Source organism: Kiritimatiellia bacterium, from assembly GCA_018001225.1.
GTDB lineage: Bacteria > Verrucomicrobiota > Kiritimatiellia > CAIQIC01 > JAGNIJ01 > JAGNIJ01.
Genome location: JAGNIJ010000004.1, coordinates 85,267 through 107,621 on the forward strand (window position 1 = coordinate 85,267; position 22,355 = coordinate 107,621).

At 67.1% G+C, this 22,355-nt stretch carries 18 protein-coding genes, 1 tRNA gene and 1 other RNA gene; 8 read left to right on the forward strand and 12 right to left on the reverse strand.

The window, feature by feature from the left end:
• Nucleotides 1–4: 4 nt before the first annotated feature.
• The 3 genes from KA248_02625 to KA248_02635 form a co-directional block, all read right to left on the reverse strand.
• The gene (locus KA248_02625) at nt 5–685 is read right to left on the reverse strand and encodes a peroxiredoxin (protein MBP7828794.1); all 681 of its coding nucleotides are present in this window, start codon (nt 683–685) and stop codon (nt 5–7) included.
• Between the two features lie 18 nt (nt 686–703).
• Nucleotides 704–1,210, reverse strand: coding sequence for a ferritin (locus KA248_02630; GenBank protein MBP7828795.1), 507 nt, complete (start codon nt 1,208–1,210; stop codon nt 704–706).
• Between the two features lie 226 nt (nt 1,211–1,436).
• The gene (locus KA248_02635; GenBank protein ID MBP7828796.1) at nt 1,437–1,895 is read right to left on the reverse strand and encodes a transcriptional repressor; all 459 of its coding nucleotides are present in this window, start codon (nt 1,893–1,895) and stop codon (nt 1,437–1,439) included.
• A gap of 165 nt (nt 1,896–2,060) precedes the next feature.
• Here KA248_02635 and rhlB point away from each other — a divergent pair, with 165 nt between their 5' ends.
• The gene (rhlB, locus tag KA248_02640; protein MBP7828797.1) at nt 2,061–3,584 is read left to right on the forward strand and encodes an ATP-dependent RNA helicase RhlB; all 1,524 of its coding nucleotides are present in this window, start codon (nt 2,061–2,063) and stop codon (nt 3,582–3,584) included.
• A 39-nt stretch (nt 3,585–3,623) separates the two neighbouring features.
• Here the strand turns inward: rhlB and KA248_02645 are convergent, their stop codons facing one another.
• A complete protein-coding gene (locus KA248_02645) occupies nt 3,624–4,340 on the reverse strand; it encodes a redoxin family protein (protein MBP7828798.1) in 717 nt (238 codons plus the stop codon).
• 115 nt (nt 4,341–4,455) lie between these two features.
• Here KA248_02645 and KA248_02650 point away from each other — a divergent pair, with 115 nt between their 5' ends.
• The 3 genes from KA248_02650 to KA248_02660 all read left to right on the forward strand — a co-directional run bounded on the left by KA248_02650 (nt 4,456) and on the right by KA248_02660 (nt 8,675).
• The gene (locus KA248_02650) at nt 4,456–5,565 is read left to right on the forward strand and encodes a LamG domain-containing protein (GenBank protein ID MBP7828799.1); all 1,110 of its coding nucleotides are present in this window, start codon (nt 4,456–4,458) and stop codon (nt 5,563–5,565) included.
• Nucleotides 5,566–5,687: 122 nt separating this feature from the next.
• Nucleotides 5,688–6,029 (forward strand): PadR family transcriptional regulator, encoded by a 342-nt coding sequence (locus KA248_02655; GenBank protein MBP7828800.1) that lies wholly within the window; start codon nt 5,688–5,690, stop codon nt 6,027–6,029.
• Between the two features lie 3 nt (nt 6,030–6,032).
• Nucleotides 6,033–8,675: a PEP-CTERM sorting domain-containing protein gene (locus tag KA248_02660; GenBank protein ID MBP7828801.1), complete on the forward strand. Its 2,643-nt coding sequence runs from the start codon at nt 6,033–6,035 to the stop codon at nt 8,673–8,675.
• Here KA248_02660 and KA248_02665 read toward each other — a convergent pair.
• From KA248_02665 to KA248_02695, 7 genes are all read right to left on the reverse strand, one after another.
• The gene (locus KA248_02665) at nt 8,647–9,180 is read right to left on the reverse strand and encodes a hypothetical protein (GenBank protein MBP7828802.1); all 534 of its coding nucleotides are present in this window, start codon (nt 9,178–9,180) and stop codon (nt 8,647–8,649) included. The two genes, KA248_02660 and KA248_02665, sit on opposite strands and share 29 nt — an antisense overlap.
• 158 nt (nt 9,181–9,338) lie before the next feature.
• Complete coding sequence (locus KA248_02670; protein MBP7828803.1) at nt 9,339–9,584, reverse strand: GIY-YIG nuclease family protein; 246 nt, start codon at nt 9,582–9,584, stop codon at nt 9,339–9,341.
• A 104-nt stretch (nt 9,585–9,688) separates the two neighbouring features.
• Nucleotides 9,689–10,039, reverse strand: a transfer-messenger RNA (tmRNA) gene (gene ssrA, locus KA248_02675).
• A gap of 67 nt (nt 10,040–10,106) precedes the next feature.
• Entirely contained in the window at nt 10,107–11,915 is a 1,809-nt protein-coding gene (locus KA248_02680; GenBank protein MBP7828804.1) for an amidohydrolase, read from the reverse strand.
• Nucleotides 11,916–12,055: 140 nt separating this feature from the next.
• Nucleotides 12,056–13,240, reverse strand: a complete 1,185-nt coding sequence (locus KA248_02685) for a terpene cyclase/mutase family protein (protein MBP7828805.1) — start codon at nt 13,238–13,240, stop codon at nt 12,056–12,058.
• Between the two features lie 68 nt (nt 13,241–13,308).
• Nucleotides 13,309–16,215 carry a PD40 domain-containing protein gene (locus KA248_02690; protein MBP7828806.1) on the reverse strand — a complete coding sequence of 969 codons (2,907 nt, stop codon included), beginning with the start codon at nt 16,213–16,215 and terminating at the stop codon, nt 13,309–13,311.
• Nucleotides 16,216–16,260: 45 nt separating this feature from the next.
• Nucleotides 16,261–16,337 (reverse strand) — tRNA-Arg (locus tag KA248_02695).
• A gap of 220 nt (nt 16,338–16,557) precedes the next feature.
• Here KA248_02695 and KA248_02700 point away from each other — a divergent pair.
• From KA248_02700 to KA248_02715, 4 genes are all read left to right on the forward strand, one after another.
• The gene (locus KA248_02700) at nt 16,558–18,699 is read left to right on the forward strand and encodes a hypothetical protein (protein ID MBP7828807.1); all 2,142 of its coding nucleotides are present in this window, start codon (nt 16,558–16,560) and stop codon (nt 18,697–18,699) included.
• 145 nt (nt 18,700–18,844) lie between these two features.
• Nucleotides 18,845–19,819 carry a KpsF/GutQ family sugar-phosphate isomerase gene (locus KA248_02705; GenBank protein ID MBP7828808.1) on the forward strand — a complete coding sequence of 325 codons (975 nt, stop codon included), beginning with the start codon at nt 18,845–18,847 and terminating at the stop codon, nt 19,817–19,819.
• A gap of 44 nt (nt 19,820–19,863) precedes the next feature.
• On the forward strand, nt 19,864–20,100 hold the full coding sequence (locus KA248_02710; GenBank protein MBP7828809.1) for a PGPGW domain-containing protein: 237 nt from the start codon (nt 19,864–19,866) through the stop codon (nt 20,098–20,100).
• 58 nt (nt 20,101–20,158) lie between these two features.
• Entirely contained in the window at nt 20,159–20,758 is a 600-nt protein-coding gene (locus tag KA248_02715) for a hypothetical protein (GenBank protein MBP7828810.1), read from the forward strand.
• An 88-nt stretch (nt 20,759–20,846) separates the two neighbouring features.
• Here the strand turns inward: KA248_02715 and KA248_02720 are convergent, their stop codons facing one another.
• Nucleotides 20,847–22,253, reverse strand: coding sequence for an adenosylhomocysteinase (locus tag KA248_02720; protein MBP7828811.1), 1,407 nt, complete (start codon nt 22,251–22,253; stop codon nt 20,847–20,849).
• Nucleotides 22,254–22,355 lie beyond the last annotated feature (102 nt).

The window sequence follows — 22,355 nt, forward strand, 5'->3', positions numbered from 1 at the left end:
GTCTTTATTTCGGGCACTTCTTCAGGCACATGAACCAATCCAGGCACTTCACATCGTCGCCCGGCTTCTCCACGCGGTCCTTGGCCACGCCGCAGGAGCCCGGCGGCGGCACGATGACGTCGTCGCCCGGCTTCCAGTTCGCCGGCGTCGCGATGCCGTGCTGGTCGGAGGTCTGCATCGCGACCAGGAGGCGCATGACCTCGTCCATGTTCCGGCCGTTGGAGAGCGGGTAGTACAGGATCGCCCGCACGATGCCCTTGGGATCGATGATGAACACCGCGCGCACGGCCTGCGTGCTGCTCGCGCCCGGCTGCAGCATCCCGAAGGCCTTCGAGACCTCCATCTTCAGGTCCTCGATCACCGGGAAGGTGACCTCGATGCCCTTCATGTCCTTGTACTGGATCTTCTCCTTGATCGTCCGCAGCCACGCGATGTGCGCATAGATGCTGTCGATGGACAGGCCCAGCAGCTTGCAGTTGCGCTTCTCGAACTCCGTCTGCATCGAGGCGAAGGTCATGAACTCCGTCGTGCACACCGGCGTGAAATCCGCCGGGTGCGAGAAGAACACGACCCACTTACCCTCGTAGCACTTGGGGAAATCGATTTCCCCCTGGGTCGTCTTGGCCTTGAACGACGGCGCTTTCTCCCCGATCAGGGGCAGGCTGGTTGCGGATTGCTCCGTCATCTTGCTTGTTCCTTTCTGTTACTTTTTCCCGTGTCTGCTCAACATGGTTTCGAGGTCTTCCATCTCTGCCTGCAGGTCTTCCTCGTGCTCCACTTCGTCCTGCAGGATCTGGAGAACGATGTTGTAGGTCACGGGATCCTTGACCGCAGTGAGGCTTACCAGCTTCTTGTAGGTCATGATCGCGCACTGCTCGCCCTTGATGTTCTGTTCCAGGATCTCCCTCACAAAGGGATTATCCGGCGCGTCGTAGCCGCAGTTGGAATGCTTGTACCATTCCTTCGGCTCGGCGATCGGGGTGCCGCCCAGTTGGATGATGCGCGTAGACAGCATGTCCGCGTGCCGCAGTTCGTCCGCCGCGTGCTGGGTGAGTTCGGCGATGACGGCCTCCTTCATCGGGCCCTTCACCACCTTGGCGCCGATCCAGTACTGGAAGTACGCCAGCCACTCGTCCGAGAAAGCCTTGTTCAGCAGGCCGACGAGTTTTTTCACGTCCATATCCACGATCTCAATGCCTTTCGTGCCCATACCTCTTCCTTCCTTTCCTTCCGAGTGAACCCCGACACCGGAAACGCCCCCCCGGGGCGACTCCTTCCCACGCCGGCATCGTACCCTGCGGACACCGCATTTTCGAGGCAAAAAACGCCCTGCGCCTGTCCGCCGGGAAGCGCCCCGATGGCCCTCTTTTCGGGCCCATTAACAGTAATTATTACTAGTCAGTTATCATTACTATGTAAAGGCGACAAAAAAGAACCTAGCGCTTTTTCCGCTTCGACTGGCACTCCAGGCACAGGCCGCGCAGTTCGACGTGGATGGAGTCCACCCGGCCCATCGCCCCCACCTCGACCGGCGGCGGGAACCGGTCCAGCGTCTCGCAGTAGAAATCGCCGACAAGCCCGCACCGCGTGCAGACGAAATGGTGATGCCGTTCCGTGTTGGCGTCGAACCGCGCCCGCTCCCGGATCGTGCCCATGCGCGAGATAATGCCGCGGTCTTCCAGCATCCGCAGGGTCCGGTACACGGTGTCGAGGGAGATGGACGGCATCCGTTTTCGCACGCGGCGGCACAGCGTCTCGGCGTCAGGATGCTCCCCGGTGCGCGCCAGTTCCCGGTACACTTCCATCCTCTGGTGCGTGGCCTTGATGCCCTCGTGCCGGCAGGCCGAGGCAAACGCTTCCACGCGCGACTCCATGCTGTCTGTTCCTGATTTCACAAGGGCTACAATAGTAATTATTACTATCGATGGAATATACTCCCGCAGCGCAGGTTGTAAAGTCATTTCGAACGAACATGCGGCGGCCGACGGGTGTAAAAGAACCTCGGCTGTCACAGGACCCCGGCTTGACCCGGGGCGCTGCCGCTGTCATGATGGCCGCCCATGGTTCGCAAACTCATTCGCCGCGTCCTGCATTCCCTCCTGGGAAGGAAGAAGAAACCGGCCGAGACGGCGCACGCTGCGACGACGCCGCACCGCCCCAAGGATCATAAGGCCCCGGAGCGGCATCCGCCCAAACAACGGGATCAGCAGAATCAACGGACCCATGAACCGCGACCGCACGCGGCACGACAGGCCCCGGCTGCTCCTTGGAACCCGGCCTCCTTCGAGGTCCCCCCGGTCGAAGGGAAGACCCGGTTCCAGGACCTCGACCTGCCCGTGGAAATCCTGCACGCCATCGCCGACCTGGACTTCAAATATTGCACGCCCATCCAGGCGGCCATCCTCCCGCCCACCCTCTCCGGCAAGGACGCCTTCGGCCGGGCCCAGACGGGCACGGGAAAGACCGCCGCCTTCCTGATTGCCGTGTTCACCCGGTTCCTGCGTCACCCGGCAAAGCCCCCCCGGCCCAAGGGCACGCCGCGCGCCCTGGTCATCGCCCCGACGCGTGAACTGGTGATCCAGATCGAGAAGGACGCCCGCGAACTGGCCCGCTACCTGCCCTTGCGCGTCCTCGCCGTCTACGGCGGCATGGATTACGACAAGCAGCGCCGCGAACTGACCGGCGGGCCCGTGGACCTGGTCGCCGCCACGCCCGGACGCCTCCTGGACTTCAAACGGCGCGGCGACATCCATCTCGACCAGGTCGAGGTTCTCGTCATCGACGAGGCCGACCGGATGCTGGACATGGGATTCATCCCCGACGTCCGCACGATCGTCCACAGCACGCCGCCCAAGAGCGAGCGGCAGACCCTGTTCTTCTCCGCCACCCTGACGCCCGAGGTCACGCGGCTGGCCTCGCAGTGGACCACCGACCCGGTCCACATCGAGATCGCGCCGGAGCAGGTGGCCGTGGACACCGTGGACCAGCGGGTCTATATCGTCACGCTCCGCGACAAGTTCGCGCTGCTCTACAACATCCTGAACCGCGAGAACGCCACGCGCGTGCTCGTGTTCGCCAACCGGCGGGACCATTCCGAGCGGCTGATGGAGAACCTGAAGCGCTACGGCATCGACTGCGCCCTGCTCACGGGCGCGGTGGACCAGCGCAAGCGGCTGCGGGTGCTCGAGGATTTCCGCGCGGGCAAGATCCGCGTGGTCGTCGCCACCGACGTCGCGGGCCGCGGGCTGCACGTCGAGGGAATCAGCCATGTGATCAATTATAACCTGCCGATGGACCCCGAGGATTACGTCCACCGCATCGGGCGCACGGGCCGCGCGGGCGCCAGCGGCATCTCGATCTGCTTTGCGGACGAGGACGACGGGCACTACCTGCCGCAGGTCGAGAAGTTCATCGGGCGCACCCTGTCCTGCACGCACCCGGAGGACGACTGGCTGAAGCTCCCGCCCCCGCTCTACGAGGCCCGGGAGCCGAAGTATTCCTCGCGCCGGCCCGAGCGGCCGGGCCGCTCGTTCGGCCCCCGGCGGGGCGGCGGCCCGCGCCGCGGCGGCCGCCGTCCGCGTTGAGCACGCCCTTGGAGGGCGAGCGGCCCCGCGAGCCGGAACTCACCACGCGTCGAAGGCCGCGGCGCCCTTGTTCGCCACATCGCTGCGCGCGTTGGCGGAGATCGTCTTGCCGGCGGAATCGACGATCACGAGGGTCGGGATGCCCTGGACGTTGAACTTCTTCTTGAGCTCGTCCCGGTTCTTGTCGGGGAAGCGGACCGCGGTCCAGGGCATCTCCATTTCCTTCATGTAGCGGTACATGTCCGCCTCGGTCTGGTCGCTGGACACGAAGACGATCTCGAACGGCTTGCCCGCCTTCTGGAGCTCGTTGTAGACGGTGACGAGCTGGGGCGTGAACGCGCGGCAGGGCGGGCACCAGTGCGCGGAGAAGTAGATGCCGATCTTTTTCCCATCGAGAACCGCCGGCGAGACCCGCTGCCCCTTGGCATTCACCAGGCGCGTGCCGAAGAGGGCCTCGATCGCGGGAGGAATGGCCGCCTCCGCCGGAGCGCCGGGCGCCGCCGGAACCGCCGCGGCCCGCAGCGAGCCGATGTAGATCTGGTCCTCCCGGCTCAACCGGTTCATCTGTATCTGGATGGGTTTGCCTTCCGCGTTGCGCAGGATCACCTGGTCCAGCTTCTGCTCGACGAACTCCGCCTGCATCGTCGAGCCGCCCGCGCTGGTCCACGTCCGCATCTCGCCGGCCCCCGCGGACGCGGCCCCGAACCACCAGGCCACACACGCGGCCACTATTCCGAAACGATAATCCAAGCGCATGGGATCCTTCCTTCCGCGTATCGCCGGATGCTATACCCCCGGCGGGAAGGGCATTCAATGGAAATCGGCCGCGCCGCTGGACATGGGCCCTTTTGACGTTATCTTTCGGCCAGCCATGAAACTCTTCCTTGGGTCCCTGGCGTTCCTCACCGCCGTGGCGGCGTGGGCCGAGCCCGCGCGGGGCTCGCGCCATGCCGTCCGGTTTTTCGGAACGGGCACGGGCCAGGTGGACCGGGCCAAGCTTCCCCTCGACCCGCCCACCGCGGCCGACGTCGGCGACGACTTCACCGTAGAGTTCTGGATGAGGGCGGACCCCGGCAACGACGGAACGGTCAACGAGGGCGCCAACGGGGACGGCTGGATCACCGGGAACGTGGTCGTGGACCGGGACATCTACGGCGGCGGCGATTACGGGGATTACGGTGTGGCGCTGGGCTCGGCCGGCGGCGCGGCCCGCGTCCTGGCGTTCGGCGCGCACAACGGCGACTGGGGCGAGACCATCGTCGGCCCCAACGACTTCTCCGGCGGCGCGTGGCGCCACGTGGCGGTCACGCGGGTGCGGACCAGCGGCCTGATGCGCATCTACGTGGACGGCGCGCTCGACGCCGAGGGCACCGGACCGGGCGGCGACTTGAGCTACCGCGACGGGCGCGACACGGCCTGGACGAATTCCGACCCATTCCTGGTCCTCGGCGCCGAGAAACACGATGCGGGGACCGAGTATCCCTCGTTTCACGGCTACCTCGACGAATTCCGGATCTGGAGCCGGGCACTTTCGGCGGAAGAGCTGACGAACGTCGCCGCCCGCGTGCTCGATCCATCGGAACACCCGGACCTGGTCGCCTGCTGGCGCTTCGAGGAAGGCACGAACACCGTTCTGTACGACTCGACGGCGGGCGCGATCACAGGCCGGCTCCACCAGGCGCTCGCGGGCAACGGGCAGCGGGTGGCCTATGCGGACAACCCGACGAACACCGCGCCGGTGGAGTTGGAGCCTCCCCGCCTGCGGGACGCGCGCGCGGCGAATGGAGAGATGAGCTTCCACTGGTTCGCGTCCCGGAATTATTTCCAATCATTGGAAACTTCGACCGGCTTGGTTTCCAATGCCTGGACGCCCCTGCCCGGCTGGACAAACCTGCATCGGGCCGACGGCCCCGTGTATTTCACCGGCACGGTCAGCGGGGCCGACACCCGCTTCTACCGCGTCCGGGCCGCGGCGGAATGAGTGTCACGGCCGGGACGGCCGTGACACCCTCCGGCTCCCTCCCGGAAAAAAAGCAGCCCCGCTATTGACTTGCATAGCCATGTACCTTATTATACAAGGTAGCATGACAAATGGGATCGTGCATCATGGATTACTTTGAAAACTGGATCGTGCAGGCCCGGAAGGGGTTCCTGGAACTGTGCGTGCTCAACGCGCTCGAGGGCGAGGAGCGCTACGGGTATGACCTGGTGAATTCGCTGGTGGATACCGCCGGCCTCGGGGTGACCGAGGGCACGCTCTATCCCCTGCTCTCCCGCCTGCGGCTGCAGGGCCTCGTGACGACGCGGCTGGAGGAATCCTCCGGGGGCCCCGCGCGCAAGTACTACGCGCTGACGGCCAAGGGGCGGAAAATCGCGAAGCAAATGAACGATCACGTGGAATTGATGATCCAAGGAAGCCGGGGCCTGCGCGGCCGGAAGGAGTGACCCATGCCGGAATGGACGGAGTCGGCGGAAGCGGAACTGGAGCGCTACCTCGCGGAGGCGCGGGCGGCAGCGTCCGTCAGCGGGGCGGACCCGGAGGAGGTCGAGGGCGACCTTCGAGGGCACATCGAGCGGCAACTCGAACAGGCCGGGATCCGGACGGCGACCCGGGAGGACCTGGCGCGCGTGCTCGCGCGGCTCGGGCCGGCCCGGTCCACGCCCGCGGGCGATCCCCCGGAGGCGCCCGAGAAGCCGCGGCGCATCTCGCTCGGACTGATCATGGCCCTCGGCGTCGTGCTCCCCTTCATTACCCTGGTGTTTGAAGCGTTCACCGGCCTCTGCGGCGAAATCTTCGTCAACCCCATCCCGACGCTTTGGCACGTCCTGCTCGTCGCCGCCGTTCCGCTGGCCAACGCCCTGACCTGGTCGCGGTTCGCCTTCGGGTGGCCTGGTCGCCTGAAACTCCTCGGCCGGCTCAACGGGTTCGCCATCGGAGTGGCGCTATACTACACGCTCGTGTTTCTGCCGGTCGCGCCGTTCGCCGCAATCGGCATCCTCTATTTCGGGATCGGCCTGCTGCCGCTGTCCCCGATGCTGTCGCTGATCATGGCGCTGGCCGTGCGCCGCATCCTGCGGCGCTACGACCGGCCGGGCGGCGCGCTGCCGCCCGCCTGGCGCTGGGCGCTGGCCGCGCTGGGTATCATCGCGCTGCTCGCCACGCCCACGGTCGTAACCCAGGCCGGCCTGCAGTGGGCCACCGCCGAATCGCCGGCCGCCCGAGCGCGCGGAATCGGTCTGCTCCGCGCCCTTGGGAACGACGACCTCCTGCTCCGGAGCTGCTACCGGCGCGATCGGATGGTCGGCAACATGGTGTCGTTCCTCTTCGAAGGTCTCGGGCGACGCATCACTTCCGAGCAGGCACAGCAGGTCTACTATCGCGTTACCGGTACGCCCTACAATGCCGTGCGCCCACCGGAACTGCGCGGGCTGCGCACCCGGGCCCTCATCAACGCGGACGATTTCGACTGGGACCAGGGCGGCGACGCCGTCGCCGGCCGCCTGCGGGGCTTGAGCCTCCGCGAGTCGCGGCTGGACAGCCGGATCGAGGCCGCAAGCGGCGTCTCCTATACCGAGTGGATCCTCGTGTTCCGCAACGACGCCGAGCGCCAGCGCGAAGCGCGGGCGCAGATCGCCCTGCCGCCCGGCGGCGTGGTCTCCCGCGTGACGCTCTGGGTGGACGGCGAGGAACGCGAAGCGGCGTACGCCGGCCGGGCGAAGGTGAAGGCCGCCTACCAGCGCGTGGTCCAGCAGCGGCGCGACCCGGTCCTCGTCACGACCAGCGGGCCCGACCAGGTCCTGGTGCAGTGCTTCCCCGTCCCGCCGAACGGCGGCACCATGAAGATCAAGGTCGGCATCACCGCGCCGCTCGCGCCGGAATCGCGCGAGTCCGGGCTGCTGCGCCTCCCCTATTTCCGCGAGAGAAACTTTGCGATACCCGAAAGCACGGCACATTCGGCCTGGATTGAATCGCCCCGGCCGTTGGAAACGCTGCTGGCCGGCGACCCCGCGATCCACGAGCATCCGGAAGAAACGGTATACGCGCTGCGCGCCCAACTCGACGACCAGCTTCTTTCCCGCCCCTTCGCCGTGCGGGCCGCCATGACGGGTGGCCCCGCCTGGGCCGGCCTGCAGCAGGACGCGGACCGCATCGTACGCCAGACCCTGGAGGAAGTTCCCGTTCAAAAACCGGAACGGATCATTTTTGTTTTCGACGGCTCCCGGCCGATGGCCGGGTCCATCGAACGCCTGGCCTCGGCGCTGGATCATGTGCCCGAGGGCGTCGAAGTAGCGGTCCTTTTTGCCGGGGATCGGGTGCAGGCCCTCCGCGAGGCCGCGCCCTGGACGGACGGTGCGGCCGCCGGGGTGGCGGAGGCGTTGAAGAGGCAACCCTACCGCGGCGGATGCGACAACGTGGCGGCCCTGCTGGCCGCCTGGGACCTGGCCGCCGCCGTCCCCGCGGGCGCCGTGCTATGGATTCACGGGCCGCAGCCTGTTTCGTTTGACGGGGAAGAGGCGCTCCTGCAGCGCACGGAGCGCCGCCCGAGCGGACCGGTCATTCACGATCTCCAGGTCGGCCCCGGGCCCAATCACGTGGCGGAACAACTGAACGGCAGCCCGGCGATGCGGGCCGTGATGGATTTCGGCGACCCGGCGGCCGCGCTGGCGCGGGGGCTCGACACGTGGGCCGGAAAAAACCCCTCCTTCCGATTCGAGCGGGCTCGCGTTCCCCGGGCGGAAGCGGAGGGCCCCGAGGGATCCACACACCTGGCCCGTTTATGGGCATTCTCCGAAATCCTGCGGCTCGGTGCATCGATTCACGACGCCGACAAGGACGAGGCCGTCGAGCTGGCCGTGCGCTATCGCCTGGTCACGCCGGTGTCCGGCGCCGTCGTGCTCGAGACCGCCCAGCAGTATGCGCAAAGCGGGCTGGAGCCCGTCGCGGGCGACACCGTGCCGCGCATCGTCCCGGAACCCGAAACGTGGATGCTGCTCCTGATCGGCGGCGGCATGGCCGCCGCGCGGGCATGGAAGCGAAGAAGGTCGCGCCGGGGCGCGATGCTTAAAAAGTGCCCCGGAATCCCGCGCTGATAAGCAGGCCGTTGGAATAGATCGGCCGGCCGGGCACGTTGTCCTCGCGGGCGCCGGTGCCCACGCCGCCGAGTTCAATAAAGTAGTTCCGGCGGGCGTCCATGAAGAACTCAAAGCCGAACACGCCGTAGCCGCCGGCGACGAAATCCTTGTCGGAAAACTCCGAGGCGGGGACAATTCCGATGAAGCCGCCCTCGCCGTAGAGCCGTATGTTCTCACACACGGTGCCGGCCACGCCCACCAAGCCGGCCGTGAAATTGAAGTATGAATCCCAATTGGTTTCATCGGACTTGGTATTCTCGTTGAACATCAGGTTGCCGCGCACGCGGACGGCGAACAGGTCCTTCACGTAGGGGCTTGTCAGGCTCATCCCCAGCCCGAAATCGTCCTGGTACTGGTTGATCTGGAAGCCCGCCGCCACCCCGTTCTTCAAGGCCCCTTCCTTCGCCTCCGCCGTTACGATAAACGCAAGGCCCAGAATCAACCCGATATACAGCTTGTTCATGATGCCCCCCTTTCCTTTCGCTTGCTCCTGCCACTCCGGGCTGCATCAGCCCATCCGAAGGAAAGATGAACCCGGGGAGGAGGGCTGTCAAGCGCGGCGGAGTTCCGGGTGCCGCAACAGCCTGGCTTCGTCGTCCCGATGCGGTATCGGGACGAAGCCTAAAAATGACGGGCGGCAAATACGCGCCCCGAGTGTGTCTTCAGGTAACCTTCAAAAGCCGCCGCTCGCTGGCGGTCTTCGAACGCCACGGCTACACGAATCCGCCAGGGCCGGTGCTTGCACGCAGGCGTCACCTCGCCCCCGTTGTGCCGGCGCAGCCGGTCCCCGAGATCGTCCGTCATGCCCGTGTAGTGCCGCCGCGGATCGGCCTCGCTTTGCAGCAGGTACACGCAGGTGAACTTCATCATGGCTTGCCCGGCGTCTTGTCACGGCGAAGCGTAGCGCGAAGCCGGAAGTTCCGAGCGCCGCGATCGCCCGGCTTCGTCCCTCGCGGCGCTCGGGACGAAGCCTGGAGGCGGGGGGAATTGAACCCCCGTCCGAGCAAGAGTCGCACCGGCTTCTACGCGCGTGTTCCGTCTTTGGATCTCGTCCCGCATGCTGCCAACGGACAGGCCACATGCGAAACCAGCGCCCACGTTAGGGTCTCGCCCCTCCGGCCGGGCACGCGCCCTTGGGGCCAGCCTGCTGTCTTCGCCCGAACCGCGTAGCAGGTGTCAGCGGCCGGACGTCACGGCATTAAGCCGCGAGAGCCATCTCTGTGTTGGCTTTTGTGTTGTTTCCCGGATGTTTAACGAGGCCAACCGGGGTCCTCGGCGCGCCACCGGAGCTCCACCTTACCCGTCGAAACCGGGTCGCCCCCATGTGACAAACGAAAGAACAACTTCCTGTTTGAAGTCTACCCCCGCGGGGCCTGAAAGCAAGCAGGCTTAGCGGCCTGCCCGGTAGATGGTCCGCCCTTCCTTGATCGTTTCGAGGACCCGGATGTCCTTGATGTCCAGCGGATCCACCTTGAGGGGATTCCGGTCGAGGATGACGAGATCGGCCAGCTTGCCGACCTCGAGCGAACCCTTTTCCTTCTCCTCGAAATACTGGCGCGCCGCGTTGATCGTGACGGCCTTGAGGGCGTCCAGCGCCGAAATGCGCTCGTCCGGACCGACCACGACCCCGGACCGGCTCAAGCGGTTCACCGCGGTCCACATGGCCATGAGGTGACTCGGCGGCACGACGCTGGCATCGGTGTGGTTCGTGAATCGAAGCCCTTTCTTGAGGGCATACGCGCAGGGGCTCATGCCGAACGCCCGCTCGGGCCCGACCGTTTCGTTGATGTGCCAGTCGCCCCAGTAGAACGTGTGCGCCGTGAAGAAGCTCGGGATAATGCCCAGTTCGGCCATGGCGTCCACCTGGTCGTGCCGGATCATCTGCGCGTGAATCATCACGGGGCGCAGGTCCTTCTTCCCGTGCTTTTCCACCGCCTTGCGCACGGCGGCGATCATCTGGTCCGCGGCCGCGTCGCCGTTGCAATGCACGAGGATCTGCACGTTGTGTTCGTAGGCCGCGTCGAACCACCGGTCCAGTTCGTCCTGGGTCACCGTCGGATAGCCCCGGTAGTCGGCCGGCTGGCCTTCCGGCGGATGCACGTAGGGCTTTGTCAGGTAGGCCGTCTTGCCCTGCGGCGAGCCGTCGCCCGTGATCTTGATCCCCGCGTACTTGAGGCGGTTGACATAGATCCCGACCTTCCCCTTGCCGTCCGCCAGGACCTCCGGCCCCGCCGAGGCGCCGGACGCCGGGACAAAGATGCGGTCGCACGTGTCGCCGGGAAAATGGTACTCGATGTCCAGCTTCCGCTCGCCGCTCAAGACGTCGTTGTAGAAATCCCAGCGGGGGTACGAAACCACGTCGAGGATCAGGGTGTTCCGCCGCGCCGCCTCGTTCAGCAGCGCGATGTTCTCGGGCATCGAGATGCCGTCCTGGGCGGTCGTGATGCCGAGGCTCGCGTAATAGCAAAGAACTTCCTCCAGGTTGCGGATCTGTTCATCCATGGAGCGCGGGACGATCAGCTTGAGGAACGGAAGCGCGGCCAGTTCTTCCATGACCCCGTTCGGCTCCCCGTTTGCGTCGCGCCGGATCACCCCGCCGGCCGGGTCGGGCGTGTCCTTGGTGATGCCCACCTTTTGCAGGGCGAGACTGTTGGCCACGAGGAGATGGCCCGAGGCATGGACGATCAGGACGGGATGGTTGGTGGACACCCGGTCGAGATCCGCGCGGGTGGGATGCCGCTTCTCCGCCAGCAGCCCGTCGTCGTAGCCGTTCCCCAGCACCAGGGCGCCCCCGGGGAGTTGCTTCTCGACAACATACGCCTTGAGCTTGGCGACGAGATCGGCGATGCACGTCACGTCGCCCACCGGCGGCGGATTGAGCACGGGAAGCCCCCACCCCGTTTCGTAGGCGGCGACGTGCGAGTGCGGATCGATGAAGCCGGGCAGCAGGGTCCGCCCGTCGAGGTCCACCATGCGCGTGCCCTCGCCCCTGAACTTCAGAACCTCGTCCAGCGCTCCGATAGCGGCGATCCGCCCGTCCTTCACGGCGAGTGCCTCCGCCGAGGGCTGCGCGTCGTTCACCGTGACGATGTCGCCCCCGCTGTAGATCGCGTCCGCGGGTTCAACCGCCCGGACGGGGCCCGAGTAAGAAAGCCAGCCGGCGGCGGCGCACAGGAACAGCCGAATCACGCTCCTCATCTCCGGTCCTCCCAGAAAAACGTTCGCACCATGAACTTCTCGCTGCGCCGTACTTTCCGCCACGCAGGTCGCGCTGTCAACCGAAGGCATGGAGAGCCAGGGCGTGAATCACTTCGCCATTCTGCCATGCAACCGCCTGTTTATTGGCCCAGGGCAATCTGCAGGGCAATGATCGAGTAGGACGTGACCAGGACGGGGTCAGCTTCCCACCAGCGCCCCTCTTCATTTACCCAGTACCCATGCCCGGTGGAGGGGTCGATCTTCTGGAGGCCGACCAGCTTGCGGATCAGTTCGTTACGCCAGTTCACCGAGCCGCCGTCGGCCAGGGGAACCTGGTCCTGCCCATACATCGCCAGGGCCTTGGAGAGGACGTTGTAGAAGTAGTACAGCCCCTGCGCGCCCATGCCGGGGTTCTCGTCCAGCGTCCAGTGCGCCGCGGCCCAGTCGAACGCGGATTTCACGCGGGAGTCTTCGCGGTCGACCTCGGCGTAGATGAAGCTCAACAGGCCGGCGTAGGTCATGCTGCCGTATGAGCGGAACCGGACCTCACCGGCCTCGTTCGTCGTCGTGCCGGCCTGGCTGGAGTCGGGCTTGTACGCGAACCCGCCTTTGTTTTCGGGATCGTCGCTCGCCCAGGGCTGGTCGTTGCTGTCCGTCCGGTTCTGCACGCGCGAGATGAACTTCTGCGCGGCTTCCCAGTCCAGGTCCGCCTTTTCCTCGCCGGCCTGGCGCAGGTCCTCGACGTTCTCCGTCAGGCGCATGGCTTCGTAGGCGATGTAGCTGTTGGAAAGGTCCGCATACGGGCGGCCGGTCTCGGGGTCGTAGCCCATACCGCCCTCGTACATATCGCCGCCCAGGTGCTGGGAGCCCGCCAGGAAGCGGCGCGCCTTCTGGATCACCGGCACCAGCTTCTCGTCGCCGACCGCGTGCAGGGCGGTCATGCAGATGGCCGTGTTGTAGTTGCTCAAGCCCCCGCCCTTCTGCGACGCCTTCGGCTCGCGCCAGATCGAACCGTCGTCCTGGACGCTGGCCAGGATGTAAGTGACGGCCTTGTCCATCGCCTCCTTCTCGGCGGATTTCGTCAGGGCCAGCGCCCACAGCGGCAGGGCCGTCAGGGCAGGGAAGTCCGGGTTGGACCAGTTGCCGTCGGCCTGCTGCTGCGCCAGGAGCCACTGCGTCGCGCGGTCCATCGCCGCGCGCGCCTCGTTCTGGAGCGTCGCCGGCACCGGGCCGGGTTCACCCTCGTTGGCCTGGAGCGTGACCGTCTCCGCCCGCGATGACCAGGCGATCAAGACCAGCGGAACCAGGAGCATCCTGTTTTTCATGGCATCCTCTCTTACTGATGGAAAGCGCCGCCCGCGCCCGAATAGTTCACTACTTTCCCGGCGTGCGGTCAATCGGTCTGTGTCAGCCGGCCGGCCGCCGAGCAGAAATCCCGGCCCGAGCGGCCCGCCAGTTTCTCGATGGGCGTGGACAAGTCCACCAGCTGCGGGCGCTGTCCTTCCGCGCCCAGTTGCACCAGAAAGAGCCGGGCTATGTTGAAGTCGCGGGCCCCGTCCGCGCCGTGCGTGGTCAGCAGGAGCAGGTCGGGCGCCAGCCATTCCACATAACTGTGGCGCACCTCCCGCACCCGGCCGAACCGCGGGTCGAAGCCGGCGTAGTCCGCGGGCCGGTCCGACAACGCCACGTCCTCGGGCGCCTTCCATGGGTCCCCCGCCTTCCGGATGATCACCAGGCGCCCGTCCCGCGAGCGGGTACAGGCCACGGCCTGTCCATCCGGGCTGACGGCGACATGCCCGCAGCCGTCGGCCGGCGTCAGCGCCCGCGGGCTGGAGCCCTCCGCGCCGATCACGGCCGCCTGGGCGCCGCTCGCGTCGTCCACCTTCCGGTGATAGGCCAAGGTTGTTCCATCGGGAAACGGGGAAGGATCCTCCACCAGGATTCCGCCGCCCGTCCGGCTGTCGGCGATTGGCCGGGCGGGGCCCAGGCGGAACGTCGAGTCAGCCGCCTGCACCTCCGCTTTCCAGAGGCTGTGCTCGCCCCGTTCCTGTCGCGAGTAGAAGAGCGTGCGGCCATCCGCGGAGAAAGCCGCGAACCGGGCATCCGCCGCCAGGAGCGAGTCGCCGCCGGTTTCCAGATCCAGCACATGCAGCGAGGGCCTCGAACGGCCGGGCGCCGGACGCTCTTCACGATCGTAGACGGCCCATCGGCCGTCGGGCGAGAGGGCCGGAAACCACTCGGCCAGGCCCGTCCGGTCCGTGAGGCGCCGGAGGTTCGACGCCTCGCCGGTGGCCAGATCATAGTCCACGCCGTAGAGATCGGCCCCGCCATGCGCATCCCGGGTGCACGATTGGTCGCTGTCCAGATTCGCCGCGAACACCAGTTTCAGCTGACCCGACAAAGCGGCCGCCGGGGCGCTCGCGGTCGGCGCGGAGGACTCGGCCCGAAGCCGCGCCGGCTTCACGGTCCATAACTGGCCCTTTGTGTAGCACAGCGGTTGCGCCGCGCGCGGCTTGAAGACCTCCTGCAGCAGGTCGGCATACGGCGGGAAGACCCGCGAGGGCGGCGCCGTCACGGATTCCGCCGGCCCGGCCGCCAGGACCGCGCCGGCCATGGCCTGCAGGAATTCCGCGCTGTTCAGCTTCGCGCCGCCCACGGACACGGTCGCGGGCACGAACCGGTCGCCCGCCACGCCGTCCAGGGCCCGGACGACCGAGGATGCCGCGGCCCGAATCGCTTCCACGGTGAATGCCGTCTCCCTGGCCAGCAGCGGCTTGTCATCCTCCAGCACCGGACCGTACAGGGTGCGCAAATCCGATCCGGCCGGACGATTCGCGAGGTTACGCGCCAGCGCCTCGAAGGCGTCGCACAGCGAGTAGACCCGGCCGCCCACGGCGACCAGGTCGGGCGGCCGGTCCTTCCAGCTCTGCGTCAGCGCCCGGGCCAGGACTTCGACATCCTGCGTCGAGGGAGCGAATCCTTTTTCCGGCTCGAAGCGGTCCGCCAGCGTGTCCCCGGTCACCCAGCCGCTGCCGGGATTCGCGGGGAAGAATTCCTCCTCCAGGTACCGGGCCGTCCGCGCGCCCTCTTGCTCCTCAACCTTGCTGAAGCCCATCAACAGCAGGCGCGGGCGGCGGCGGTCGAGCGTCTCCAACGTGTGGCGAAGCGGGCCGAACCGGTAGCCGGCCTCGCCCGCCTCGTCGCCCTTGCAGGTCAGCCGGCCCATGTACCAGAACAGGCTCTCGTCCTCGCCGGCGATCCTCATGATCCCGTCCGCCGTCTCGCCGATCCGGAAAATACGCAGCGCGTGCAGGGCGATGGGCACGGCGGGCTGGTCGAGGCCGAAGCGGCTCATGCGCCGGAACGCGTAGCCCTCGGGGGCGCTCTCGAGGCCGTGGCTGGTCAACATGGACACGTCCTTGCCGAACGCCTGCTGTACCAGCTTCAAGCCGCCGACACGGGAGCGGTCCGTCTCCGACGGCTGACGCCGGTCCAGCATCCTCGCGGACTCATCGAGGCGGTACGGCCGCGCGTGGGAATAGCGTTCTTCGACCAGCGCCACGGCGGTATTCCAGTCCTTCCCCGTCGTCAGCGACCAGGGACCGCGGTAGCCCTGCGCCTCGTGGAGTGTGTAGACCTCGCCCAGCAACTCCGAGGCCACCGGGTACGGGCCGTGCGTTTCCTCGCCGTGATAGCCCAGCGGCAGGCCCCACTCGCGGACTTGCGGCAGGATGGTCGGGTCTTCCCGCTGGAGCCGCTCGATCAGGATGCCGTCAAAAAACAGCGTGCCGGGGATGCCGTTGTCCACGAAGAACCGGCCCATCCGCCGCACCTCGGCGGCGGTCGGGTAGTAGCCGCCGGGGCCCTCGTAGTGGTGCGTGAAGGCAAGGACAAAGACCGGCTTGTTCGGCCCGTCGAAGAAGGATGGGTTCGCCCCCGGCCTGTCGGGCCGCCCGCGATCCCGGGGCGGGCCGGGCCGATACTCGGGCCGTGTCCCCGCCGCTTCCGGCGATGACATTTCAAGGATGGCCATCGCCTCTTCCAGGAGCCGCTCCGCCTCCGCGCGATCGCCGCCCTGTGCCGCGGACCGGGACAGGCGGTCCAGCCGTTCCGCCTCCGCCGTGTCCTGTCCCCGGGCCTTGGCCTGGTCCAGCAGTTCATGAAACCGGCGGAGCTTCCGCCCCCCCTCGCCCGGCGGCTGTGCGGATGCGGCGATCAAGTTGAAGGCCAGGGCCGGGAGAAGAACGCTTTTGACAATCCAGCCGTGTTTCCGTGCGCGCCATGCCCGGGGAGTGTTCATGCCGCAGAAATAGCGCACCGGGAAGGCCGGAACAAGCCGGGAGAATGGCGTACCTGGCAGGAGTCGAACCTGCAACCTTCTGATCCGTAGTCAGATGCTCTGTCCAATTGAGCTACAGGTACCCGAAAATGCGGCATTCGCACACCCACTTTTTCTTGCCGCGGTGATTTTCATACCGCACTTTGCCGCCGGCGTCAATCCCGCGCGCGAGCTTGCCAGCCATTCTTATTCTGGGCAGAACAGCAGGCTCATAGCGCCTGCTGTACTGTGGACGTCTGTTGAAAGTACAGCGGGGGCTACGAACCCGCTGTGATTCGCGCGCCGGAATACGCCGAAAGTAGAATGGCCGCGAACTTGCCGGATCGGGACGAGTTGCTACAATTCGCGCACCGGACGGAAAACATGCACGTCACCGACCCGCAGTTCAACGTGGAGGTCAACGCCTGGCTCCCCTGTGCCCTCCTCCTCGCCGTCCGGCTGATGGTCCTCGGCCTGGCGTGGAGTTGGTTGTGGCCGGAAGACCCGGCCCCCCGCGGGCGCGCCGCGCGCGCGGGGCTGCTCACCGCGAAGGCCGCGCTGGCCGGGCTGCTGGCGTCGCTCACGGTCACGATCGGTCTGGCCGCCGTGAACCTGTACACGGAGCCCGCGGAGTGGATCGCCGTGGCCGCCGTGGCGCTGGCCGGCCTGGCGGCGGGCCTGTGGACGGGACGGCTGAAGCTGTTGGATCGCCTGAAGGACCTGCTTCCCGGCGCGGCGCTGCTGGCGATCGGCTTCGCCGTGATCATGGCGTTCCCGCGCCGCGGCGAATGGGTGCTGGGCGGCTGGGACCCCGGCATCTACATCAGCCAGGGCGTGACCATGAGCCGGACGGGCAGCCTGCATCCCGTCCCGGACCCCTTCTTCGCGCGGCTGGACGACCGGGACCTCTCCCTGTTCACGCGACCGCGGCATTCCTACCTGGAGGCGCACCCGGTCGTTCCGCTGGACCGGGTCCAGCGTACGTTGCAGCCCTTCTTTTTCCCGGGCACGCCCGGCCTGATCGCGCTGCTCTACCGGTGCGGGGGCCTGCGCGCGGCGACGCGGGTCAACGATTTTGCCGGGCTCCTGGCCGCGCTGGTGTTCGCCGCGGCGGCCCTGCGCCTGACCCACCGCCGGTCCGCCGCGCTGTTCGCGCTGGCCGCGCTCGTGGCCCAGCCGTTGTGGCTGTATCACACGCACTTCCCGACTTCGGAAATGCTGCAACTCACGCTGCTCTCGGGCCTGGCGCTGGCCTTCCCTCTGCGCGAACGGTCGCTCGGCGCCGCCGGCCTGCTCGGTGTACTGCTCTGCCTGGCGGAGATCAACCGCTTCTCGTTCCTGCCGTTCGGCATGCTCTTCGTCTTCCTCCTCGCCTGCGACGATCTCCGCCGGACGCCGGCGCCGCGGATGGATATCGAGCGCAGCCTGCAGTTCGGCGGGCTCGGTATCGGCGCCCTCTTCGCCTATTTCAGCAACCCGGCCAACATGGAGCGGCTGTACGACACCGTGCCCTCGCTGCTGGGTTCGGCCCTCCTCCTCGCCGTGGCCGTGGTGATCCTCGACAGCCGGGTGCTGCCCGAACGCCTCCTGCGGCGTGTTCCCGGGTTGTGCACGGGCTGGCTGCTCCCCGTCGGGCTGGCCGCGCTGGCCGCGGTGTTCGGGCTCGCCGCCCTGGACCGGCTGCCGGCCTGGGGCTCGCTGCCGTGGGCCGCGCGCGGGGCCGTGAATTTCATGGGCGCCGGCTGGCTGGTCCTGGCGGCAGCCGGAGGATGGTGGCTGGCACGATCGCGGGAGCCGCGGCACCTGGGACTCAAGACCTGGTGCGTCTTCCTGCTGGCCGCGGAGGCGGTCAGCCTGCTGAACCCGGAAATCACCCGCGTCCTTCCCTGGGCGGCGCGCCGTAACGTGGAGTTCGGCGTTCCGCTGGCGGCGCTGCTCGCGGCCCTCGTCCCCGCCGCGCTGTGGGGCGCGGAGCCCATCCGCGCCGGGCGCCGGGCGCTGGCCGTCCTGCTCTGCCTGCTGCCGGCCGCCGCGCACGCGCGCGAGGCCTGGCACGCCTGGTCCGTCACCGAGCACGACGGACTGACCGGCGTCCTGGCCCAGGTCGCCGACCGGACCGCGCCGGGCGACCTCGTCGTCGCGGACCATTTCCGCTGGGGCACACCGCTCCGGTTCCTCTACGGCCGGACCGTCATCAACGGAGAACTCTTCCTCGACACCCGGTTCAATGCCCGCATGCCGGAAGCCCTCGCGGTCCTGCGATCCATGGCCGCGGAAGGCGCCCGCGTACGGTTCCTCGTGTCCACCGGGCAGGACCTCGGGGTCTATCCCGTGAATCCGGGGCCGGCCCGCCTGGACTGGTCGTCGCCGGACTGGCCGGATCGCGAGATCGTGCACGGCCCCCGCGCGCGGGGCGTGGCGGCCAAGGAGCGGACGCGGAGTTTCAGGCTGTACACATGGGAATAACGGCGGCCGCCGGCCGGCGCCGGGGCGCCGAAGATTGGGCTGGAGATTTTTTCCAAACATTGGAAAAATCCCCGACGGTTTTTCCAATCATTGGAAAAATCCGCGGCTTTTTTTCCAATGATTGGAAAACCGGAAGGAGACCGTTTTGAATATCATCCAACGCGCCCGGGAGGTCCTGGACACGGAGATCGCCGCCCTGGCCAGGGTCCGCGACGGGCTCGGCCCGGCGTTTGAAGAGGCCGCCCGCGCGCTGCTGGACCGGCTCGGCCGCGGCGGCAAGATCGTGGTTACCGGCGTGGGCAAGAACCAGCCCATCGGCCAGAAGATCGCGGCCACGCTGACCAGCACCGGCGCGCCGGCCCTCTTCCTGCATCCGTCCGACGCCATGCACGGGGATCTCGGCCTGCTGCAGGAGAACGACGCGCTGCTGGTGTTGAGTTACAGCGGCGAGTCGGAGGAACTGCTGGCCCTGCTGCCCGTCGTCAAGCGGTCGGGCACTCCCGCGATCGCGTTCACCGGCGACCCCGAAAGCGCGCTCTCCCGGCTCTGCGACATCGTGGTGCCGGTGAAGGTGGACCGCGAGGCCTGCCCCTTCAACATGGCGCCCACGGCGAGCACCACGGCCACGCTGGCGACCGGCGACGCCCTGGCCATGGTCCTGCTCGAGGCCCGGGGTTTCCAGCTCGAGGATTATGCCAAGCTGCACCCCGGCGGGGCGATCGGCCGCACCCTGCTGATGCGGGTGGAGGACATCATGCGCACGGGCGACCGCGTCGCGCGCGTCCGGCCAGATACCCGCGTGCAGGACGCCGTTCTGGCGATGACCAGCGCCCGCTCGGGCTCGGCGGTGGTCGTGGACGAGGCCGACGGCGTGCTCGGTATCTGCACCGACGGCGACTTGCGGAGGCACATCGCCGACAACACGCGGAACGTCGCCTCGCTGCGCATGGAGGACGTCATGACCCGCGATCCCATCCAGCTGACCCGCGGGCACCTGGCCGTGGACGTGCTGGCGATCTTCGAGCAGCACAACATCGACGACCTGATCATCGTGGACGAGGCCGGGCGCCTGATGGGCATGATCGACATCCAGGATCTGCCCAAGTTCAAGATCTTCTAGACCGCGCCCCCGTGAGAAAGCCGAAGTCACCGCCCTCGCTGCGCATGGTCCGGCGCGTGATCACGACCGTGGTCGGCGGCTCGGTCCTATTGATCGGCGCGGCCCTGCTGGTGCTGCCCGGCCCGGCCTTCGTGGTCATCCCGATCGGCATGGCGATCCTCGCGTCGGAGTTCGCCTGGGCGCGGCTCTGGTTGCGCCGGGCGCGGAAGTTCCTGGCCCCGGTCCTGCCCCGGAAGGGGCGGGCCGGGCCGCCGAAGCCTCCCGCCATAACGGCGCCTTGAACGGAGACGCCCGCTTTGCTATAGGAAGGGCAGCCAGGTTGACGGGCAAGGAGCATTCATGAACACGCGAACCGTGGTTTTCGGCCTGCTGGCCTCCCTGCCGTGGTGGGGCGCGGCCCGCGCGGCCGGCGTGGAACTGGACTGGTCGTTTCATTCCGCCTCGGGCGAGGACAACCGGGCCACCCAATTCGTGCCCGGCCAGGCCTTCACGTTCCTGGGCAACGGCAAGACGGAAATCCCCGACGACGACGGGATCACGATCTACGTGATGACCGCCAACCAGTTCGCCGGCGACGCGGACGAGCAGGTCTTCGTGCGCTGGTGGAACGGCGAGCGCGAATACTGGGTGATCGCGGAATGGGTTGCCAACGCCATCCTGGACGTCACGGGGGAGAATGCGGGCGTGTTCCGCGGCAAACCGGAATTCGGCACCGTGATGGTGGACATCTGGAAAGTCTACATCCCGCCGGAATACACGCGCCGCGGGGACAACTACTACGTCGTCCAACTCAAGGCGTGGAGCCCGCTGGGGGCGATCGAGAACTACCTGCTGCGCGACGCCGGCGCCGAGGAGGCCAAGGTGAACAACCTCGGCCAGGCGTGGACCGGGAACGCGGATTACCACGATCACGACTGGAAAGTCGTGATCACCGAATAGCTCTTTCTCGCGGCTCGCGGGGACGCTCGCCCTCCCATTCCTGTCTTTTCGTTCCTGGAGGGCGAGCCTCCGGCGAGCCGCGGCCGCTTCAATACCGGTAATGCCCCGGCTTGTACGGGCCGTTCACCGGCACGCCGAGGTAGGCCGCCTGCTTCCGCGAGAGCTTCTCCAGCTTGACGCCGCTCTTGCCCAGGTGGAGCCGCGCGACCTTCTCGTCGAGGTGCTTCGGCAGCACGTACACGCCCACGGGGTACTTGCCGGGATTCGCGTACAGCTCGATCTGGGCCATGGTCTGGTTGGTGAAGCTGTTGGACATGACGAAGCTCGGGTGGCCCGTGGCGCAGCCCAGGTTGACCAGCCGGCCCTCCGCCAGCAGGATGATGCTCCGGCCGTTCGGCAGGTGGATGCGGTGCACCTGCGGCTTGATCTCCTCCCAGCGGTACTTGCGCATCGGGTCCACCTGGATCTCGTGGTCGAAGTGCCCGATGTTGCACACGATGGCCAGGTTCTTCATCCGGCGCATGTGTTGCTCGGTGATCACGTCGCAACAGCCGGTCGCCGTGACGAAGATGTCGCCGAGGCGGCAGGCCTCGTCCATCGTCATAACCTCGTAGCCTTCCATGGAGGCCTGGAGCGCGCAGATGGGATCGATCTCGGTGACGATGACGCGGGCGCACTGGCCCTTGAGGGCCTGGCAGCTCCCCTTCCCCACGTCGCCGTAGCCGGCGACGACGGCGACCTTGCCGGACACCATCACGTCCGTAGCACGCATGATGCCGTCCACCAGCGAGTGGCGGCAGCCGTAGATGTTGTCGAACTTCGACTTGGTCACCGAGTCGTTGACGTTGAAGGCGGGGAAGAGCAGTTCGCCCTTCTCGTGCATCTTGTAGAGCCGGTGGACGCCGGTCGTGGTTTCCTCGCTGACGCCCCGGATGCCCTTGACGATGCGGTGGAAGCGGCCGGGATCGCGCCGGACGGCCTTCTTCAATTGCGCGAGGAGGATCTTCTCCTCGTGGCTGCCGGGCTTGCGGTCGAGGATCTCGGGATGGTCCTCGGCCTGGTAGCCGAGGTGGACGAAGAGCGTCGCGTCGCCGCCGTCGTCGAGGATCATGTTCGGGCCCTGGCCGCCGCCCCAGTCGAGGATGCGGTCGGTGAACTCCCAGTACTGTTCCAGCGACTCGCCCTTGATGGCAAAAACGGACGTCCCGCGCGCCGCGAGGGCGGCGGCCGCGTGGTCCTGCGTGGAGAAGATATTGCAGCTGGCCCAGCGCACCTTGGCGCCGAGGTGCTGGAGCGTCTCGATCAGCACCGCGGTCTGGATGGTCATGTGCAGCGAGCCCGTAATCCGGGCGCCGCGAAGGGGCTTTTTCTTCCCGAACTCCTCGCGCAGGGCCATCAGGCCCGGCATTTCATGCTCGGCGAGGTCGATCTCCTTGCGGCCGAAGTCGGCCAGGCGCAGGTCCTTGATGCAGAAGTCCTTGAACGCTTTTTTCATCTCCATCCTTCCCTCTTGTGTCTTCGAACCGGGTTACTATGCCCGTGATTTTGATTTTTTCCAGTTAAAATGGAGGCGGGACGCCCTCGTCCCGCCCCTGCG

Coding starts and splice junctions, on each gene's coding strand:
- KA248_02625 (MBP7828794.1), bottom strand. CDS start 685: ATGACGGAGCAATCCGCAACCAGCCTGCCCCTGATCGGGGAGAAAGCG.
- KA248_02630 (MBP7828795.1), bottom strand. CDS start 1,210: ATGGGCACGAAAGGCATTGAGATCGTGGATATGGACGTGAAAAAACTC.
- rhlB (MBP7828797.1), top strand. CDS start 2,061: ATGGTTCGCAAACTCATTCGCCGCGTCCTGCATTCCCTCCTGGGAAGG.
- KA248_02645 (MBP7828798.1), bottom strand. CDS start 4,340: ATGCGCTTGGATTATCGTTTCGGAATAGTGGCCGCGTGTGTGGCCTGG.
- KA248_02650 (MBP7828799.1), top strand. CDS start 4,456: ATGAAACTCTTCCTTGGGTCCCTGGCGTTCCTCACCGCCGTGGCGGCG.
- KA248_02660 (MBP7828801.1), top strand. CDS start 6,033: ATGCCGGAATGGACGGAGTCGGCGGAAGCGGAACTGGAGCGCTACCTC.
- KA248_02665 (MBP7828802.1), bottom strand. CDS start 9,180: ATGAACAAGCTGTATATCGGGTTGATTCTGGGCCTTGCGTTTATCGTA.
- KA248_02670 (MBP7828803.1), bottom strand. CDS start 9,584: ATGAAGTTCACCTGCGTGTACCTGCTGCAAAGCGAGGCCGATCCGCGG.
- KA248_02680 (MBP7828804.1), bottom strand. CDS start 11,915: ATGAGGAGCGTGATTCGGCTGTTCCTGTGCGCCGCCGCCGGCTGGCTT.
- KA248_02685 (MBP7828805.1), bottom strand. CDS start 13,240: ATGAAAAACAGGATGCTCCTGGTTCCGCTGGTCTTGATCGCCTGGTCA.
- KA248_02690 (MBP7828806.1), bottom strand. CDS start 16,215: ATGAACACTCCCCGGGCATGGCGCGCACGGAAACACGGCTGGATTGTC.
- KA248_02700 (MBP7828807.1), top strand. CDS start 16,558: ATGGCCGCGAACTTGCCGGATCGGGACGAGTTGCTACAATTCGCGCAC.
- KA248_02710 (MBP7828809.1), top strand. CDS start 19,864: ATGGTCCGGCGCGTGATCACGACCGTGGTCGGCGGCTCGGTCCTATTG.
- KA248_02715 (MBP7828810.1), top strand. CDS start 20,159: ATGAACACGCGAACCGTGGTTTTCGGCCTGCTGGCCTCCCTGCCGTGG.
- KA248_02720 (MBP7828811.1), bottom strand. CDS start 22,253: ATGAAAAAAGCGTTCAAGGACTTCTGCATCAAGGACCTGCGCCTGGCC.